The following is a 17,814-nucleotide window of genomic DNA, read 5'->3' on the forward strand; positions in this document are numbered from 1 at the left end:
CACTCCTTAAACATTAATAATCTGATGCGCCAGAATTGCGGCAAAAGCTGATGGATTCGCGCGGTGCGCATTGTGACCCGCGTCCGGCACCACGGTAAGCGGCAGGGAAGCCTGTTCCGTCAGCTGACGGAATTTGTGGTCCCGCTCACCACAGAGAAAATGCAATCGCGGAAGACGATGCAGTTCGGGAAGTAAAAATGGCTGCCGGGCAAGGGACATCGCCAGCAGCGCACAGGCCAGCGCATCAGGATGATGGCAGGCACGCAGGCTAACCAGGGTGTCGCGCTGCCGGACGGTAAGATCGGCAAAAACCGACTGCTGATACCATTCTTCCAGCGTCAGTTTCAGCGGCTGGTGGTGAAATTTAGCCGCCCAGCGCCGATCGTGCACCAGTCTTTGCTCTCTTGCCGTAGCAGAAGCCAGGCCATAATGCGCGCCTTCCACCACCACGCCCTGCAATCCAGCCTGAGCATGACGGCAGGCATAATAAAGCGCCAGCCGCCCTCCCAGCGAGTAGCCAATCAACCAATAGCGCTGCACCTGATGATGTGCCAGCGTGGCCTTTAGTTGCGTGCAAAGCGTGTCGAAATCACCAGCCCGCTGGTCACCTGAACCGCTGTGACCGGGCAGGTCGATACTCAACTGTGGCCAGCCATCAAAGTCAGCCTGAACTGACCGCCAGTCCTCTCCGCTTCCCAGAAAACCGTGCAACCAGACCAGTACGGGACGAGGGTTATGGTGTGAGCCCCGCCAGCAAGCGTGAAGGATCATGGTGCTTTTCCGCCGTTTTTCAGCTGATTTGCACCGTCGTCTTCCACTACGCAAAGTTCAATCAGGGTCGCTTCCCGACGCTGCCAGCCGTCAGTCACCGCGCGATGCAGCTGCTGCCAGTTTTCAGGTTGGTAATAAGACAGGCCAAACATTTCTGCGGCAGACGAAAAACAGACCTGCTGCGGCATAGCAAAAAAACGCTCCCGCCTGCCCTGCGGCGTGGGCAACATACTGAAAATCTGCCCGCCGTTGTTATTCACCACAATCATCACCAGCGGCGCGCTGACCTGCCGCAGCAGCGCGAGGCTGTTGAGATCGTAAAGTGCGGAAATATCGCCCAGCACCAACAGCACCGGCGCGTCACTACCCTGTTGTACCCCTGCCGCCGTGGCAATCAGCCCGTCGATGCCGCTGGCCCCTCGATTGGCATACACCGGGTATCCGGCAGGTAATCGGGCAAGGGCATTAATCAGGCGAATGGTCAGACTGTTGCCAGCAAACAAACTGCCCTGCGAAGGTAAAAGCGCATCCAATCTCGCGGCCAGCTGCGCCTCGCCAAAAACGATGGTCTGGTCAGCCACCTGCTGCCGTGCCTGCTCTGCCAGCCGTGAGAGCGGTGCCGCCCATGCCGGACGCGAAAGAGCAGGGTGCGCCGCCAGCCAGTCAGCGATATTCGCCACAAGGCGCTGACTGCGGTGATAAGCGGGGTCGCGATGGCCGGTTATCGGATCAATCAACCAGAATGCTGACGGTTCGATCCCGGCAAGCCAGCAGGTAAGCTCTTTACCGGTCAGATGGCTGCCAAACTGCACCACCAGACGCGTCTGACTGAGTGTTTCCTGCGCCTCCGGCAGCCGTAACCAGCATTCGGCGCAGGGCAACGGATTACCCGTTTGTGACTGAACATCCGCAAGCAGCGGCCAGCCGAGCGCGGCAGCCCACCCGGCAATCGCCACGCCCTCCTCAGCATCGACCCTACCCACCACCACCACTCCCTTTTGTTGCCGCCAGTTCGCCCAGTCAGACTGTGGTGTTAATGTCATTTTCGCGGGCATCGCGGTCCACGGCTGGTCATCGAACCACCAGTCACCCAGCGGGTCGTGCCACGTTTGCCAGGCAGCCGGATCGCCGCCGTAAAGCGGTTCGGCAAAGGGACAGTTCAGGTGTACGGCTCCACTCTGATGCTGTTGCAGCAGGCCATCCACCACGGCTACCAGCCAGCGGGCAGGGATCTCTGGCGAAGGTGAAGGAAGATTAAGCGCGCCCGCAACGTGATTACCGAACATTCCCGGCTGGCAAATAGACTGATTCGCGCCGCAGTCAATCAGCTGCTGTGGGCGATCGGCACTGAGCACGATCAGCCGTTCACCGGTCATACGCGCTTCCGCCACCGCCGGGAAAAGGTTAGCCACCGCCGTGCCGGAGGTGACAATCAGCGCTACCGGTTGGCGCGTCGCTTTGGCAATACCCAGCGCCAGATAGCCGATGCCGCGTTCATCAAAGTGGGTATGGCAGAGAAATTTACTGTTGTCCGCAGCGGTGAGGGTTAACGGTGCCGAACGGGAACCAGGAGCAATACAGAGATGCTGTACACCATGTCGCGTGAGGGCTTCAAGAATGACCGCAGCCCAGCGGCGGTTGAAGATGCTGTGTGACATAACCCATCCCAGATCAAATCAGTCGGGTGAGTATAGCCTTGTATTGGTAGCCCAATGTTGATTTAAGCCATGCCTGGCGGGATTTGCAGTCGGACAGAACCAGCGTCACCTGTAATAATTTTATGCTGTTGTCAGGAAGTCACTCACCCACGCTGGCGTTTATCGCGCCTCACCGGGCCGAACTGAAACCTCAAAAAAAAGCTTCACTTGTGCTGTCAGCGTTAACGTCAAAGACAACACGGCAGAGCAAAAACAGGTCAATAATGACGTCCATAGAAGGTGATTTTATCAGACCGTAAAAACGGGCACCATCAGGTGCCCGTCAGGCTGACTCAGCGACGCGCCAGCAACAGTCCAACCACCAGGCCCAGCGCCGCACCGACGCCGATTCCCTGCCAGGGTTTCTCATGAACATATTCATCCGCAAGATTAACAGCCTGTTTAGCATGGTAATAATAGGTGTCGGATGCATTGCTCACGCGAGATTTCACGTCGTTCAGCAATTTTTCCGCTTTGGCTTTCAGCTCAAGATATTTCTGATCCGCCGGGTCACCGGAAGATTTCAGAATTTCTTCAAGCGTTTCGCTTAACAGCGCCAGGTCGTCATCGGGATGTGTTTCCTGTGGTTCTGTTTTTGTAGCCATACCGTCTCCTTGTACAAATTGACTTTCTGAGTATAGACACATTTATCCTGCCCGCTGGCCGTAAAGACCAGGAATTGCCTGATAAATGGCATGGCGGCGTTTGGCTACATTGTGAATAAAAAAATCGGCCACGACGGCAGGTGACCGGATAAGGTCTTATAAAAGGATGCTCATGGAATGGCAGGCCTGACTATCGGGCAAACATCGGCTCAATCTCATTGAAGGCTTTAAACTCCAGCGCATTGCCGCTGGGATCGTAGAAAAACAGGGTGGCCTGCCCGCCAGCCTGACCTTTAAACCGGATATAAGGCTCAATCTGGAATTTGACACCGACCTAGCACAAACACACCGCCAGTGTTTCCCAATGCTGCCAACTCAGTACCAGTCCAAAATGCGGCACAAGTACACCGTGTCCATCAACGGCGTTTTTATCCCTGCATGAACACCACCTCCTGTGGAGGTGGTCAGCAATAAGTTGGCTCTGCCAGTCATGCTACTCATGGGAAAATCCGAATCTGTTATCCCCATAACTGCCAGGGATTTAACCATGAGCAGATTCCAGAAAGCATCTCATGTGCTCTGGTGTTGTCAATATCATATCGTATGGACACCCAGGTACCGGTTTCGCATCCTCAGGAACAATGTTGGTAAAGAGGTCTGTAAGCCGATAAGGATCTCAGGTGAGCAGCCCGGGATAGAAGCAGTGTAGCTGAATGACCAGACAGACCATGTCCATTTGCGGGTAAAAGTGCCTTCACGGCTTTCGATTTCCCATGTAACAGGCGACTTAAAGGGTAAAACAGCCCTTCGATTGTTCAGTAAATTTCCCTGCCTGCGTAAGAACAAGCAGTGGGGGAATGATTTTTGGGCAAGAGGTTATTGTGTCGATACCGTAGGTATAAACGAAGAAATGATAATAAAGTACGTGAAGTATCAGGAAAACATGAAGTTGAATAGAGCCAGCTTCCACTGAAAGAAGTGTGAAGGGAAGGCTCTCTGAGTCTGGACTTAGTGCGCCCCTGTGGGGCGAAATCAATGCCACCTGCTATGCAGGTGGTTTTTTACGTACGCGGTTCTGCGTATCAGTTTGCGGGTTTGCATGAATGACCAGCTGGCGTCCGTAGAAATCAAAATCCACCCACTCATCACTGGAACGGCCTTCCCTCAAATTAAATACGGTGCGGTAAAAATGGCGGGCCACAGCCAGGTCCGAGACAGGGATAGCCAGGTGAAATGGACTGAGCGCCATGCTTTCTCCGTAAAGGAAATTGAGTGTGAAAAATATGTTGCGAAAACTAAAAACCTTTGTTGCTATCAGCCAGACTGGCACGTTTGCCGCCGCCGGACAGCAAATTGGCCTGCCCCAGTCACCGTCTTTAAACGTCGCTATATTGACGTTAAAAACCCCATAAGCGGCCTGTGCCTCATCCCGAAACAGCCGTTAACGGTATATCACGCCGTATATTGTCCCGGCGTTATAAATCAGCCTTGCAGTCTGAATACCCGCCATCGTGCCGACTTTTTCACTTGAGTTGGAAACGAACTCTTCCCCTTCCTCCAGCGGGTGGTAAACGTGATCGCCATCGTCTGCAACCGGGACCGGCGTCTGCATTTCCCGGCCGCTGATACTGCTGATAGCGCCCGCAGAACTGGCGACCAGATACGACCCCTTATGCCAGAGAACGCCAGCACTCCACGGCCCCCATTCCCACAGAATATGGACATTATTAGCGGTATCGACGCGCAGGCCGTCCGGGTAAAAACTGTTGTTGGCCTCGTTAGCCACGATTAAAAGGCGCTCCCACATCGCCCGCGCCCGATCACGCCGGTAGACAATACCCACCCGGTCAAATCCATTTGGCGACGCGCCACCCCTGACCATCAAATAAACGTCCCCGGTGCTACCGGTCGTCAGCACCGGATAGGTGAAGTTAAACGTGGTATCGGGCATTTCCTCCGCAGCATAAACCAGGCTGGAAACGTCGCGGGGAATGGTTGAGCGATAATAGTTCCAGTAATCGCCGTGCATTGAGGTAATAACAAAAATATTACCGTCGGGGTCAACGGCAACAGACGGCTGGTTATGACCGTTATCATCAAGGAATTGAGCACGGCGGCCATCACGGTTAAGCAGATAGCCCAGCGTTGTCGCTCCGTCAGCGTCACGCCTCATAATGCCTAAATTATGCATATTAGCCGTGCCATTATTTGAAGCCGCGACAAACGCAAAATACTGGCTTCCGGCGCTGTCCAGGCAAAACGGCGTCCACCATCCGGCCTGATTCGAACTTTTTACCGTAACGGGCATTTTAGTGAATACCGGCCAGACATTATGCCCCCCCGCACCAGGCGAATTAGCGTACCTGACTAACTGTTGCGCCTGCGCGATTAATTCATCATCCGTTAAAAAACGGTCAAAGGCAGCGTAAGAATAATAGGTATTGGGTCCGGGGAAACCTGACATAGAATAACCCACGCCGCCGATGTAATTGGTTGCGTTTGCAATGGTAAACTATTTGGCATCGTTACTGAATGCCACGCGGATGATTGCACCAACAGAAGTAATCCAGCCATTCTGACATGAAGTTTCATTGCTGTTCAGAAAGAAACATACCGCTTCATCAGGTACGACAGTAGTTAAATCACGGCCTGAACCATCAGCACCTCTGACGCCCATTTTCCGGGTGGTATCCAGCCTTATTCGCGTTCCGGCAAACGCAATAATACCGCCTCCCGCCGCGACGTGTGCGACAACAAGCATGCAGCATTTAGCCGATGCATTTTTCCACGAATTAACAAAGCGGGGCGGGTTAGTCGTCCCGCTGTCTTTTTCTGTCTGTATCCCCCCGGTGTCCGGTAATACCGCACCGTTACCCGTTGGCACAATAGTACCCACGCGAACGGTTTCATTAAATTCCCCTAATCGCAGGCTTGCCGGGGTTGACTCATTGCCAAAATAGCCAATAGCAATACACTCCCCGGCAGCTGAAATAATTGCATCAAACTGGCTGCCGTAGTCGGCGGACTTATCCTGAATAATTAAGCCCATAACACGGCTCGTCAGCGCGGCGATCTGCTGCGTCAGCTGCGTAACCACGTCCACCGGCACGAATTTAGCCGGATCCGGGTCAATGTTTGCCTGTGCTTTCTTCGCCGTTTCCAGCGCCACGGTCAGGGCGGCAATTTTCTGGTCCTTTCCACTGACTGACGTCAGCAGGCTGGTCAGTCCGACGCGGTTACCGGCGTCATCCTTTACGGGAGCCAGATCCGCCGCCATTTTTTGCAGCGCTGACGTAATGGCGGCATCGTCAGGCAGGCCGAGCAGCTTTCGCTGCAGGATCAACAGTTCATCATTCACGGGGGGATCTCCATTGTATTGGTAAGGGCGTCCAGCCGCGAGGCCGCCGCTAAAGTAACTTCGCTCATACCATCCAGCCCCGGATCGTTGGTCAGGGCAGCGTGGATGATCTGGTCAATCGCACCCGTGGTGCGGTTGTAGGAAAAGACGGGGGAGATGTAGCGGTATTCACGGTTCTGGATCAGCTCACGGGCGCGGCTGGTCCACTCCACGCCGTCGGCAAAAAAGCAGCCGTCCTCCCACACCATCTTACCGCCATGCATCCCGCCAGCGGCAGGCGTGGGCATGTCGTTCTCACCGGTGCGCAGTGTCTGGTGTTCGCAATCAATCACGATGGGGTTTTTACGTGCCGACAGTGCGACGATCAGGTGTTCTGCCACCACAGCATCGATAAACCAGTGCGTGCAGTCGGTCGGGCGGCCGTCCACTGCCCGAAATTTACCGGCAGGAAACAGCTGGATACGGCCCCCCGCCGTGCTGATTTCAAAGGCACAGGCGGCGATGGCGTGGTAGTGGTGTCCGGAAGCGGGCTTTTTCATGCGGCCACTGTAACGGCGTCAGAAAAAACCGCGCTGGTGACGGGGTTCGTCACCCTTTAAGGAGAGAGATTAGGGATCACATCTGAACACGCACGCATAACCCCGCTTAAAACCCGTTTAAATCGCATCAGATTGGTTTAAAAGAATCCTGGCGGTAACCATAGGTGGTGAAGATCAGCGACTCAGAATGGCGCAGACAAAGCCGCTGTGAATTATTGACTACTTGCGATCCTCTTTTGCTGAGATTAGCCAGCTGAGATAGTAGAGGGCAAAGCAGACAGCAACGATCAGAACCGGCGTGATAACCCGCATTATGCCCTGGCATTCAATGACGGAAACAATCACCCCCAGGAGCGCAACAGTAATAATGATTGCTCCTGATATTTCCGACAGCACTTTACGAAACAGCCTGATTAATTTAGAGAGCACTGACAAATTCCTCCAGTCTGGCCGGATTCGATTTCAGTTTTTTAGCTCTGAAAATTGCTTCAGCGGCTCTTCAACCAAAAAATAAAGCAGGTCGTAGTCGTTGATGTACAGGCGCTGCCATAATGCCGGATTAGTGAGTTGCAAACGTCGTGATGATTCACAGGCGCGGGCAACAACGCCCTGTGCAATAACGTCTCCTGTCAGCATACCAGTGGCAAAGCGCATTGAGAGCTGCACAATTAATGGTCCCATCAGGCCGCTGACAACTTTTGATTCCAACCAGGATGAAACGGCTAACTGCATTACCGTACGTGAAGAGACTGAGGTTGCCTTGCCCACGATGGCGTCATGAATTTTCTCAAGCGCTTCGTCAGGCAGATCGTTTAATGCATCATCAATGATTATTCCAACGATATCACCAATCGTGCTGCGGTCATTTATCACACTTTTCACGGCGTGATAAAACCGCACATCATCCCTGAAATTTCGCTGTTGGGTCCAGCTGCGGCCGTCGGACAGCTTCATATCCTGCATTGTGCGTTCCAGTCCGTAATAAAAATCTGTAGGCACTTAAATTACCCCGGAAACCACTGAACGTGCTAATGATCCTGCATCCATTTAAAAACCTCCATGTGAATGTAAACTGTCCCCTTAATCTACGTTTCACCCGGCGGTAAAACAATCATCATGCGGGCTATTTTTTAACAAACTTACTGACCAGCACACGGTTTACAGCTTCCATCGCCGGGGGGATTAACTGGCCGTCAGGCGTGATCGGCAGAAACGGGCGGGCCGGGATATTGATAAGGTAATTTACAGCACGGATATCGCCTCCGTACAAACTGACATGCTTCCCACCGTTCTGGTGAAACTGCATCAGCAGGCTCCTTTTCTTGAAACCCAGCTGGTTCCCGGCGTTTCTTTCAGTTTGTTGAGTCAGGTGGATGCTGGCAATGTTGATCTGGCCGTGGTCGTTAAGCCGGGGTGCGCCCTCACCAAAGATCTCTATGCCGAAACATTGTTGAAAGGACCCTTTGTCTTGATTGTTCCGCCTGATGTGCAAGGCGGTGATGCCGTTATGCTGCTCCGTGACTATCCTTGTATCCGCTACGATCGCACCTCGTTTGGCGAACCCACAGATTGCGCCGGAAACTGGTGAGATAGATGCCATTGCTCGAATGGTTGAAATGCGCCTGGGTGTGGCGCTGGCAGGATTGTGTGTTGACCGCCTGACAGCGGTGCGCATTGCCCCGCTGGGAGAGCTGACTTTTTTTCGCGAACTGATTGTGGTGATGCGTCAGGCCGATCACCAGACGCCGCTGCATCAGTTTATCACCCGCATTTTGCAGCAGCATGCCACGGATATGAAAACAGATTAAAATTAAATAAAATCAGTCTGAAAGACAGCTTTTCCAGGAGTTTTCTGATAAATTTTCAGCCACTGAATTATCTCTATTATCAGCTGTCGTATTTCATTCTGACCTGATTAAGAGTTCAGGCAGGTTGTTTATGCTCACGAGCAGGTCTCTGAGCGCAACTGCACGACAGGCACTACAAACTCCGTTCAGCAAAGGAAATGGCTTCTGGCATGAATCGAAGAATGTTTATGAAAGCGTCAATGGCTTGTGCAGCAGTCAGCGGCATGGCTGGTTTCTCCTCTCTCTTTGCCCGGGCCGCATGGGCAGACACAGACATCGCCGACGGCTCTGCGAAACAATTTGATTTTGACGTGCTAAAAAAAATGGCCGCCGATCTGGCAAAAAATGCCTGGGCCGGTGCACCTGCTCCCCTCCCGAACACGCTGGCCACGCTGACCCCTCAGGCGTATAACGAAATTCAGTACGATGCCAGTCATTCCCTGTGGAATAGCAGCGCTGACCGTGAGCTGGACGTACAGTTTTTCCATGTGGGCATGGGCTTTAAGCGTCGACTGCGCATGTTCGCCGTCGATGAGCATCGCCAGGCACGGGAGATCCATTTCCGCCCTGAGCTGTTTAACTATAACAACGCCAAAGTTGATACCAAACAGCTGGAAAACAAAACTGATCTGGGCTTCGCCGGTTTTCGCGCCTTTAAAAAGCCTGAGCTGGCCAGCAGAGATATTGTTTCTTTCCTCGGCGCCAGTTATTTCCGTGCCGTGGATGAGACCTATCAATATGGTCTCTCTGCCCGTGGCGTGGCGATAAATACCTTCGGCAGCAAAGAAGAGTTCCCTGACTTCACCGCATTCTGGTTTGAAACGCCAAAAGCGCAAGACACCACTTTTACCATTTATAGCCTTCTGGACGGCCCCAGCTGTACTGGCGCGTTTAAATTCATTATCCACTGCGAAGATAAATGCGTGGTAATGGAGGTTGAAAACCATATTTTTGCCCGTAAAGACATTGAACAGTTGGGCATTGCACCAATGACCACCATGTTCAGCTGTGGCAATAATGAGCGTCGAATGTGTGACACCATTCACCCACAAATCCATGATTCTGATCGTCTGGCAATGTGGACCGGCGTCGGTGAGTGGATCTGCCGCCCGCTCAATAACCCGCAACGTCTGACCTACAATGCTTATCAGGATGAGGATCCACGCGGTTTCGGTATGTTGCAGCTCGATCATGATTTCCAGGATTATCAGGACGTCATTGGCTGGTATAACAAACGTCCGAGTCTGTGGGTGGAGCCAGTAGGCAAATGGGGTAAAGGGGCAATCCATTTAATGGAGATCCCCACCACCGGTGAAACGCTGGATAATATCGTGTGCTTCTGGCGTCCTGCCGATGCAATCAAAGCGGGTAGCGAGCACAGTTTCAGCTATAAACTGTACTGGAGCGGTCTGCCGCCGATACACAGCAGCCTGGCACGGGTTAATGCAACGCGCACCGGCATGGGCGGCTTCCCTGAAGGCTGGGCACCGGGTGAACACTACCCGGACGTCTGGGCGCGTCGCTTTGCCGTTGATTTCGTTGGTGGCGATCTGAAAGCCGCCGCGCCTAAAGGGATCGAGCCGGTGATTAACGTCACGTCAGGCACCGTCAAACAGGTTGAAATCCTCTATGTAGAGCCGATTAACGGCTACCGTATCCTGTTTGACTGGTACCCGAACAGCTCCTCAACCGAACCAGTGAACCTGCGTCTGTTCCTGCGCATGAAAGAGGAGACCCTGAGTGAAACCTGGCTGTATCAATACTTCCCGCCAGCGCCCGATAAGCGAAAATACATTGATGACCGTCAGATGACGGCTGGTTAAGAAATTCGGGTTAATTGCTTTTAATCAGAGAGTCCAGACGCCCTGTGAGCACTGCGCTGACAGGGTGTTTTTTTATTCTGACAGGCCAGGAGTTGCTGAAAATCACCACGCTGAACATAGCGCCCTTACAGGGCGAGCGTCACGGCTCTGCCGTTCCGAGGGTGTTCATGACCGGCTCACAGCTTTATACTCTGCGGTATGTTAATTTCTCAGGAAATCATTCACATGGCCCGTAGCAAAGCCCCCAGAAAGCGTAAACCCACGCCCTCGTCCCGACGCGCTATACCCGGATATCCTAAGCGTTTTCTGGTGTCCATTCCGCCCCGGAGCGATTATGACGACCCCGACGAGTTTTTTACGACACTCCGCAGGATGCCATTCGTCACTGTGTCCACCTGGGGCCACAGTTTTTCCTCGATACACACTTCGACCCGCCTCTCGTCTGCATCATCCGCGGCTTTGAGCCGCCTGACTCACCCGACGGCGATGTCGTCCTTGAGTCCATGCCAGCCGATGTGTTTATTATCGCCACAGAATCCGGCATGCTGCCGGTGACCTTCGCTCCCTGGGATAAACACACCGACAACTGGGCCGATGACTGTGACGACTGGCACTATAATACCGGTGCCACTGCAGAGCGATAATCCGCCGCATGTATATCCCGCGCCCGGCAAAACTGCTGTTCACCACTGATGACGCCTGGAACCGGTATATGGATAAACACGGGGACACCCTCAGCCCCTGGACCGTACTCTGCGTCGAGCGCATGCTCGCCTGCGGCACTGCTGCCATGGGGGTGAAGCGATACTGCTGCGCCTCCCCGGACTGCACCCACACCCGCTTCTTCTGCCAGACCTGTAAATCAAAAGGCTGCAGCTCCTGCGGACATAAGGCCACGGAGCAGTGGATTACAGAGCAACAGCAAATTCTGCCCGACTGCGACTGGCAGCATATCACCTTCACCATGCCCCATCTGCTGTGGCCCTTTTTCAACAATAACTGGCCTCTGCTCAATGCCCTGTTCCGCGCAGCCACCCGCGCCATGCTCCGCTGGGCCAGAAAACAGGGTGTGGAAGTCGGTATCTTCTGCGCCCTGCACACCTACGGTCGCCAGCTCAACCAGCATCCCCACATTCATCTCTCCGTCACCCGCGGCGGGCTTGATATTAAACACGGCGTATGGCGCGACCTCTTCTTTAAAAAGCATGCCGTGGAGGAAATCTGGCGCGGAGCCGTCATCCGGCTGCTGCGCCACAGCTATGACCTGATTAACCCCGGCAGGCTGCCGGGGCTGGGGCATATCCACGACAAAAAACAGTGGCTGCGCTATCTGCAGGCGCAGTACGGGCGCCGCTGGAAGGTCCACTTCGCGAAGAAGACCCGGGGGGCCTGGCGGAGCGTCAAATATCTGGGCCGGTACCTGAAACGGCCCCCCGTGTCGGCGGCGAAGCTGAGGCACTACAGCGGCGGCGCGGTGGTGCACCACTATTACGACCACCGTACGCAGCAGTACCGGCAGCAGACGCTGACGCAGGAAGATATGATCGGACGTTATATCAGCCATATCCCGGCGAAGCATTTTAAGATGGTGCGTTATTACGGTTTTTTATCAAACCGTAAACGGGGTAGCCTGCTGCCGAAGGTGTATGAAGCCCTGGAGATGGAAGCGCGGAAAAAACCGGAGAAGCCCGGCTTCGCCGCGCTGATGAAAGAATTTCTGCGCACGGATCCGTACAAATGCATTCTGTGCGGCAACCGACTGCGCTTCAGCAGTGCGCAGGCCGGGAGGCACGCGTCGGAGTTGGTGGCAGAAAGACTGCATAACATCGACCGGAAACGATGGCTTCTGGCACAGACTGCGGGATAAGTGCGTCTGAAAAACAGCTTTCAGGTTAAAAACGCGCCGCAAATGCCATTTTATGACCATAACGTTCCCGATGGCACATCATTACTGCATTACAGACACTGCTGCTCATGGTCAGGAAATTTTTAAAACGATGATTCAGTTTCCTAACCATGAACAGTAGCTCTGTCACGCCCAGCCAGATCTTTTTGTGCCACAGTCGGCAGCGCATCAGAGAAGTGGAGATCAGGCAGGAATGCGACGCAGAACAGCAGCGAGACGGTACCGACATTGTTGAATACCAGGAAAGCGATAAACAGGAAGCCAGCCCCTCTGGCAACGACGGGTCAGTTGATGCGCAGATGAGCGACCATTGCGGAGATCATTTCCACCACGCCCCCAACCAGCAGCAGCACTGCCAGCGTGTCCAGCGGTGCGGAAAGCAGCCCGTCATCCGCAATATCGATAAAGATGGCCACGCTCAACGAGAGACAGACAATCGCCACGCCAACCAGTACCAACCAGCGAGACTTCAGCAGTTGAGCGCCAGGCACAATCTGAGCACGACCTCTCCGGCCTTACGTTGCCTGCAACGAACCTGATACCCCGTATACCCAACAGAGACGCCTCAAAAACAGAAGGGTTCCCGCCGGAGGCAGAAGTAATGCGTTTGTTTAATAACGGTTAGTGTTCGGGCAAATTACGCCAGTTGTCTTAGTTTTAGCTTAATGTTCAGCTGAAAAAAAACGGGCTCCTGAGAGCCTAATGCCGATCATTTAAGGATCGGTTGACCGATCCGGTTTATGCGGTAAAAAGGGTTCTATGTTCATCATGGAACCCTTTTTAAATGGAACTTTCCCAGGCCCTCGGCATCATCAATGCCGCCACTCCTGAGCGCGCCCGTAGTCTCGCCGACCTTATTCCTCCCGAGCTTATTCAGCAGGCGCTCACCCTGACCGATACCGTTACTTTGCGTAAACGTAAACTTTCCCTCGAATCCATGATTTGGCTTGTCGTTGGGATGTCCATTTTTTGCGATCGTCCGATGACCGAAATCGTCAATCTGATGGATATTACTGACCGGACCGGAGCTCCTTTTACCGCACGCAGCGCTGTCATTCAGCGCCGTAAGACTCTGGGTGAAAATGCAGTGCGGGAGCTTTTTGATATCACACAGCAGCACTGGAATCAGCAGGCTGCACATCCAAAATGGCACGGTCTGAATCTGTTTGCTGTCGACGGCGTGGTCTGGCGTACCGCCGATACGCCGGAAAACAGAGCCGTCTTCAGTAAACACAGCAGCCAGTACGGCGAAGGCGGCTATCCTCAGGTGCGAATGGTTTGTCTGATGGAGCTGAGCAGCCATCTGATCGCCGCCAGTGCATTCGACAGTGAAAAAGTCAGTGAAATGCGGCTGGCTGAACACCTGACGGAGAAAACCCCGAATAACAGTATCACCCTGTTCGATAAGGGATTTTATTCGATGGGTCTGCTTCATCACTGGCAGACAGCAGGAGAACACCGTCACTGGTTGTTGCCGTTGAAAAAACACGTACAGTATCAGGTGGTTCGCCGTTTGGGGCGTGGAGATGAACTGATATGCCTGAAAACCAGTCCACGAGCCAGGAAGCAATGGCCAGGGGTCCCGGAAGAAATGGTGGCAAGACTGCTGACCCGCAGGGTAGACGGTAAAGAGAGGCAGGTGCTGACGTCACTGACAGACCCGAATCGCTATCCGGGTAAAGATATCAGCGAGCTATATCGCCACCGCTGGGAAATAGAACTGGGCTACCGGGAAGCAAAGCAGGGTATGCTGGACAGCCGGTGGACATTACGCAGTCGCCTGCCGGAGCTGGTGAGACAGGAGCTATGGGGGGTACTGCTGGCTTATAACCTGGTGCGATATCAGATGGTGCAGATGGCGTTCCATCTGAAAGGAGATTACCTGCCTTACCAGCTGAGCTTCAGTGGAGCGATAAGCGAAATAATCCGGATGCTGATACCCTGCCCTGGGCTTCGCCGGGAAAAATGCCGGGAGAACTGAGAACCCTGTATGAACAGGCGAAATGGCTTGTGTTACCGGGTAGAAGAGAGCGAAGTTACCCGAGAGAGTTGAGGGTAAAGAGCAGGAAATATCCGGATAAAAAGGTTGCTGGTCACCTTAAGTGACCAGCATTATCCTGAGAGCCCGTTTATCGTTTGTCGCACGCGAAGTTACATCAGTGGCTGTGCCATCTGCACCAGCGAGATCAGCGGCTGAGGATAAATACCCAGCAGCAGTACCAAAACGGCTGAAATCAATACCACCACACCGCCAGCAGTGAAGGCCCAGTTGGCCGGCGTATCGCGCTTTAACAGCTCTGGAGGCGTCAGGTACAGGCTGACGGTCACGCGCAGATAGTAGTAAAGACCGATTGCGCTGCCGACCACGACGGCACCGGTCAACCACCACAGGTGAGCACCGACACCAACTGCAATCACATAGAACTTACCGATAAAACCCAGCGTCATCGGGATACCGGCCAGCGACAGCAGCATCACCGTCATCACCGCCGAGAGGATTGGGCGATGCCAGAACAGGCCACGATAAGAGTACAGCGAGTCAGCATCCGGCCCGCGATATGGGCTGGACATCAGGCTGACCACGCCAAATGCCCCCAGGCTGCTGAACAGATATCCCGCCAGATAAATGCCCACCGCTTCCAGCGACAGTTGATGCGTTTGAATAGCGATCAGCGCCACCAGCAGATAGCCCAGATGAGCAATAGATGAGTAGCCTAATAAACGCTTGATATTGCTCTGCGAAATAGCCATCAGGTTACCGAACAGGATGGAGGCAAAGGCAATAATCGCCAGCACCAGACGCACCGACTCGCTGTTCGCAACCGGTGCGTACAGGAACAGACGCATCACCACGCCAAAGATTGCAATCTTGCTGGCGGTGGCCAGGAAGGTGGAAACCGGCGCAGGCGCCCCCTGATACACATCCGGCGTCCACAGGTGGAACGGCACCAGCGACAGCTTGAAGCCGAGGCCGACAATCATCATGCCCAAACCGGCCAGCAATAGCGGCTGGTGCACCATCGTATCATTCAGGCTTTTGCCCAAAGCAACAAAGCTGAGATTGCCTGAATCAGCGTAGAGCAGCGCTATGCCAAACAGCAGGAAAGAGGAAGCCACCGCTGACATGATGGTATATTTGATACCGGCTTCCAGCGAGCGTTTCTGCTGGAAGGCATACCCCACCAGGCCAAACAGCGGCAGGGAAATCAGTTCAATACCGATAAACATCGAAGCCAGGTGGTTGGCACTCGCCAGCACCACGCCGCCCAGCGCCGCAATCAGCGCCAGCAGGTAGAACTCTTCGCGGTTATCGGGATACGTTGCCAGCCAGGGGTAAGCGAAAGTGCAGGTTGCCAGGCTTGCCAGGATTACCAGCCCGGTGTAGAGCATCGAATAGCCATCGACCCGTAACAGCGGCGTGACGTCCATTGGGCCCACCTTGGCGACAAAAAACAGCGACAGCAGCGCAAGATTCAGGCCCACCACCGCCAGTGTAGCGTTGACGAAGTGGTTGCGTCGCCACGCAATGGACAGCATCACAACCACCACCGTCAATCCGACGATCAGCATCGGCAGAAGCGCGATCAATTGTTGAGGAGTTATTGTCATGGCGAATTACGGCCTTGTAGTTGAAATTGAAGCGGTATACCACTGCTGAATATTGCTCATTGCAGCATGTGAGGTGTCCAGAATCGGCTGCGGATAAATACCCAACAGCACCAGCAGGACCACCAGCACCATAATAATCAGAAACTCACGCGGCGACATTGCCCGAAGCGACGTCTCTGATTTCGGCACACCGTAGTAAGCACGTTGCATCATCACCAGCGAATAAACAGACGCAAACACCAGACCGAAAGTAGCGGTAACAATAATAGCTGGCACCGACTGGAAGCTACCGGTCAGGATCATAAACTCACCAACAAAGTTTCCGGTACCGGGCATGCCGAGGTTTGCTACGGCAAAAAACAGCGACAGCGCAGGCAGCCATTTGATTCGTGACCACAGTCCGCCCATCTGACGCATATCCCGAGTATGCAGGCGCTCATACAACTGGCCACACAGAATAAACAGAGCCGCCGCAGAAAGACCGTGGGCAACCATCTGCACCACCGCACCCTGGAATGCCAGCTGGCTACCGGTGTAGATGGCAATCAGCACAAAGCCCATGTGCGAGATAGAGGTGTAAGCGATCAGACGCTTGATGTCATACTGCGAGAAGGCCATCCACGCGCCGTAGAAGATACCAATGATACCCAGCCACATAGCGATTGGTGCGAACTCTGCTGAAGCGTGCGGGAATAGCGGCAGCGCAAAGCGCAGCAGACCGTAGGCCGCGGTCTTCAGCAGGATCCCCGCCAGGTCAACGGAACCGGCCGTAGGTGCCTGACTGTGTGCATCCGGCAGCCAGCCGTGCAGTGGCACAACAGGCATTTTCACCGCAAAGGCAATAAAGAAACCCAGCATCAGCAGGTATTCCATCGTGTGCGACATCGGCGTTTTCAGCAGATCTTCGTAGTTGAAGGTCCACACGTCGGTCGCGTTGTAGTTAACAAATACCAGCGCCAGAATGGCAATCAACATCACCAGACCGCTGGCCTGGGTATAGATGAAAAACTTGGTTGCTGCTGTGATGCGCGTTTTACCATCCGATGCTTTGTGGCCCCACAGCGCAATCAGGAAGTACATCGGCACCAGCATCATTTCCCAGAAGAAAAAGAACAGGAACAGGTCGATGGCAAGAAAAACGCCAATCACGCCACCCAAGATCCACAGCAGGTTGAGGTGGAAAAAACCCTGCCATTTTTCGATTTCGTTCCATGAGCAGAGGATCGCCATCACGCCGAGCAGGCCGGTCAGCACCACCATCAGCAACGAGAGCCCGTCCAGCGCCAGATGCACGTTAATACCGAAACGTGGGATCCAGGAAACCAGGTATTCAGACTGCCATTTCGGACCGCCCGCTGCCTGGGTCAGTGAGTAGCCGCCCTGCAACCAGAGTTGCAGCGAAAGCGCCAGCGTCAGTCCCATTGCGATCAGCGCAATCCAGCGCGGCACTTTACTGCCAAAGCGCTCAAACTGCCAGCAGAGCAGGCCACCGATGAACGGGATGAGTATAAGCCAGGGTAATAACATGGCGGTATTTTTCCCTTCTTTGAATCCCCGTTTGGGCTATCTTGCCCGGTATTTTGATTTCCGGCAGTGCCCGCAGTCCTCACATACTGAAGTATGCTACAGGTGCTGTGCACTGACGAAAACCAAACTCCC

17 protein-coding genes and 3 pseudogenes are annotated in these 17,814 nt (G+C 54.0%); 8 read left to right on the top strand and 12 right to left on the bottom strand.

The genetic code is table 11. The annotated features are described in order from the left end of the window. Positions 1 to 6: 6 nt before the first annotated feature. The 3 genes from menH to elaB all read right to left on the bottom strand — a co-directional run bounded on the left by menH (position 7) and on the right by elaB (position 3,073). Positions 7 to 771, bottom strand: a complete 765-nt coding sequence (gene menH / locus LU633_RS17240; protein WP_016189979.1) for a 2-succinyl-6-hydroxy-2,4-cyclohexadiene-1-carboxylate synthase — start codon at positions 769 to 771, stop codon at positions 7 to 9. After that, positions 768 to 2,429 (bottom strand): 2-succinyl-5-enolpyruvyl-6-hydroxy-3-cyclohexene-1-carboxylic-acid synthase, encoded by a 1,662-nt coding sequence (menD, locus tag LU633_RS17245; RefSeq protein WP_016189980.1) that lies wholly within the window; start codon positions 2,427 to 2,429, stop codon positions 768 to 770. Before menD ends, menH begins: the two co-directional genes overlap by 4 nt. Positions 2,430 to 2,761: 332 nt before the next feature. Further along, positions 2,762 to 3,073 carry a stress response protein ElaB gene (gene elaB, locus LU633_RS17250; protein ID WP_016189981.1) on the bottom strand — a complete coding sequence of 104 codons (312 nt, stop codon included), beginning with the start codon at positions 3,071 to 3,073 and terminating at the stop codon, positions 2,762 to 2,764. 547 nt (positions 3,074 to 3,620) lie between these two features. Between elaB and tnpA the strand changes: the two are divergent. Beyond that, a pseudogene (tnpA, locus tag LU633_RS17260) lies at positions 3,621 to 4,057 on the top strand (IS200/IS605 family transposase). A gap of 70 nt (positions 4,058 to 4,127) precedes the next feature. On the opposite strand, the pseudogene LU633_RS17265 reads toward tnpA, so the two are convergent. Next, positions 4,128 to 4,322: pseudogene (locus LU633_RS17265) on the bottom strand (VOC family protein); the annotation flags it as partial. Between the two features lie 25 nt (positions 4,323 to 4,347). On the opposite strand from LU633_RS17265, the gene LU633_RS17270 reads away from it, so the two are divergent. Further along, positions 4,348 to 4,485, top strand: a complete 138-nt coding sequence (locus LU633_RS17270) for a LysR family transcriptional regulator (protein ID WP_016189984.1) — start codon at positions 4,348 to 4,350, stop codon at positions 4,483 to 4,485. A 29-nt stretch (positions 4,486 to 4,514) separates the two neighbouring features. Here LU633_RS17270 and LU633_RS17275 read toward each other — a convergent pair whose 3' ends face one another. The 5 genes from LU633_RS17275 to LU633_RS17290 form a co-directional block, all read right to left on the bottom strand. After that, positions 4,515 to 5,537, bottom strand: a complete 1,023-nt coding sequence (locus tag LU633_RS17275) for a BNR-4 repeat-containing protein (RefSeq protein WP_016189985.1) — start codon at positions 5,535 to 5,537, stop codon at positions 4,515 to 4,517. 48 nt (positions 5,538 to 5,585) lie between these two features. After that, the gene (locus LU633_RS25815; RefSeq protein ID WP_016189986.1) at positions 5,586 to 6,431 is read right to left on the bottom strand and encodes a phage protease; all 846 of its coding nucleotides are present in this window, start codon (positions 6,429 to 6,431) and stop codon (positions 5,586 to 5,588) included. Next, positions 6,428 to 6,970 carry a phage protease gene (locus tag LU633_RS25820; protein ID WP_016189987.1) on the bottom strand — a complete coding sequence of 181 codons (543 nt, stop codon included), beginning with the start codon at positions 6,968 to 6,970 and terminating at the stop codon, positions 6,428 to 6,430. Before LU633_RS25820 ends, LU633_RS25815 begins: the two co-directional genes overlap by 4 nt. Before the next feature lie 219 nt (positions 6,971 to 7,189). Continuing rightward, positions 7,190 to 7,399, bottom strand: a complete 210-nt coding sequence (locus LU633_RS17285) for a hypothetical protein (RefSeq protein ID WP_016189988.1) — start codon at positions 7,397 to 7,399, stop codon at positions 7,190 to 7,192. A gap of 33 nt (positions 7,400 to 7,432) precedes the next feature. Beyond that, the gene (locus tag LU633_RS17290) at positions 7,433 to 7,969 is read right to left on the bottom strand and encodes a hypothetical protein (protein ID WP_232426807.1); all 537 of its coding nucleotides are present in this window, start codon (positions 7,967 to 7,969) and stop codon (positions 7,433 to 7,435) included. A 277-nt stretch (positions 7,970 to 8,246) separates the two neighbouring features. Here LU633_RS17290 and LU633_RS17295 point away from each other — a divergent pair, with 277 nt between their 5' ends. From LU633_RS17295 to LU633_RS17315, 5 genes are all read left to right on the top strand, one after another. Beyond that, entirely contained in the window at positions 8,247 to 8,558 is a 312-nt protein-coding gene (locus LU633_RS17295) for a LysR substrate-binding domain-containing protein (protein WP_051124329.1), read from the top strand. 19 nt (positions 8,559 to 8,577) lie between these two features. Further along, positions 8,578 to 8,778 carry a hypothetical protein gene (locus LU633_RS17300; protein WP_016189992.1) on the top strand — a complete coding sequence of 67 codons (201 nt, stop codon included), beginning with the start codon at positions 8,578 to 8,580 and terminating at the stop codon, positions 8,776 to 8,778. 209 nt (positions 8,779 to 8,987) lie between these two features. Continuing rightward, positions 8,988 to 10,640, top strand: coding sequence for a glucan biosynthesis protein D (locus tag LU633_RS17305; RefSeq protein ID WP_040465407.1), 1,653 nt, complete (start codon positions 8,988 to 8,990; stop codon positions 10,638 to 10,640). A 503-nt stretch (positions 10,641 to 11,143) separates the two neighbouring features. After that, complete coding sequence (locus tag LU633_RS17310) at positions 11,144 to 11,284, top strand: hypothetical protein (protein ID WP_161796965.1); 141 nt, start codon at positions 11,144 to 11,146, stop codon at positions 11,282 to 11,284. Between the two features lie 8 nt (positions 11,285 to 11,292). Continuing rightward, positions 11,293 to 12,507: an IS91 family transposase gene (locus LU633_RS17315; RefSeq protein ID WP_046371879.1), complete on the top strand. Its 1,215-nt coding sequence runs from the start codon at positions 11,293 to 11,295 to the stop codon at positions 12,505 to 12,507. 323 nt (positions 12,508 to 12,830) lie between these two features. Here the strand turns inward: LU633_RS17315 and LU633_RS17320 are convergent, their stop codons facing one another. Further along, the gene (locus tag LU633_RS17320; protein WP_016189994.1) at positions 12,831 to 13,037 is read right to left on the bottom strand and encodes a hypothetical protein; all 207 of its coding nucleotides are present in this window, start codon (positions 13,035 to 13,037) and stop codon (positions 12,831 to 12,833) included. Positions 13,038 to 13,330: 293 nt separating this feature from the next. Here LU633_RS17320 and LU633_RS17325 point away from each other — a divergent pair. Continuing rightward, positions 13,331 to 14,652, top strand: a pseudogene (locus LU633_RS17325) (IS4 family transposase). Positions 14,653 to 14,697: 45 nt separating this feature from the next. On the opposite strand, the gene nuoN reads toward LU633_RS17325, so the two are convergent. Together nuoN and nuoM are read right to left on the bottom strand one after the other, a co-directional pair. After that, positions 14,698 to 16,155 (bottom strand): NADH-quinone oxidoreductase subunit NuoN, encoded by a 1,458-nt coding sequence (nuoN, locus tag LU633_RS17330; RefSeq protein ID WP_016189995.1) that lies wholly within the window; start codon positions 16,153 to 16,155, stop codon positions 14,698 to 14,700. A gap of 6 nt (positions 16,156 to 16,161) precedes the next feature. Beyond that, the gene (gene nuoM / locus LU633_RS17335; protein ID WP_016189996.1) at positions 16,162 to 17,682 is read right to left on the bottom strand and encodes an NADH-quinone oxidoreductase subunit M; all 1,521 of its coding nucleotides are present in this window, start codon (positions 17,680 to 17,682) and stop codon (positions 16,162 to 16,164) included. Positions 17,683 to 17,814 lie beyond the last annotated feature (132 nt).

The organism is Erwinia tracheiphila, from assembly GCF_021365465.1.
GTDB classification, from domain to species: domain Bacteria; phylum Pseudomonadota; class Gammaproteobacteria; order Enterobacterales; family Enterobacteriaceae; genus Erwinia; species Erwinia tracheiphila.

What these genes read in the sequence shown, in the direction of transcription:
- menD (WP_016189980.1), bottom strand. Translation starts at nt 2,429, where the DNA reads ATGTCACACAGCATCTTCAACCGCCGCTGGGCTGCGGTCATTCTTGAA.
- elaB (WP_016189981.1), bottom strand. Translation starts at nt 3,073, where the DNA reads ATGGCTACAAAAACAGAACCACAGGAAACACATCCCGATGACGACCTG.
- LU633_RS17315 (WP_046371879.1), top strand. Translation starts at nt 11,293, where the DNA reads ATGTATATCCCGCGCCCGGCAAAACTGCTGTTCACCACTGATGACGCC.
- LU633_RS17300 (WP_016189992.1), top strand. Translation starts at nt 8,578, where the DNA reads ATGGTTGAAATGCGCCTGGGTGTGGCGCTGGCAGGATTGTGTGTTGAC.
- LU633_RS17310 (WP_161796965.1), top strand. Translation starts at nt 11,144, where the DNA reads ATGCCAGCCGATGTGTTTATTATCGCCACAGAATCCGGCATGCTGCCG.
- nuoN (WP_016189995.1), bottom strand. Translation starts at nt 16,155, where the DNA reads ATGACAATAACTCCTCAACAATTGATCGCGCTTCTGCCGATGCTGATC.
- LU633_RS17305 (WP_040465407.1), top strand. Translation starts at nt 8,988, where the DNA reads ATGAATCGAAGAATGTTTATGAAAGCGTCAATGGCTTGTGCAGCAGTC.
- menH (WP_016189979.1), bottom strand. Translation starts at nt 771, where the DNA reads ATGATCCTTCACGCTTGCTGGCGGGGCTCACACCATAACCCTCGTCCC.
- LU633_RS17275 (WP_016189985.1), bottom strand. Translation starts at nt 5,537, where the DNA reads ATGTCAGGTTTCCCCGGACCCAATACCTATTATTCTTACGCTGCCTTT.
- LU633_RS17295 (WP_051124329.1), top strand. Translation starts at nt 8,247, where the DNA reads ATGCTTCCCACCGTTCTGGTGAAACTGCATCAGCAGGCTCCTTTTCTT.
- nuoM (WP_016189996.1), bottom strand. Translation starts at nt 17,682, where the DNA reads ATGTTATTACCCTGGCTTATACTCATCCCGTTCATCGGTGGCCTGCTC.
- LU633_RS25820 (WP_016189987.1), bottom strand. Translation starts at nt 6,970, where the DNA reads ATGAAAAAGCCCGCTTCCGGACACCACTACCACGCCATCGCCGCCTGT.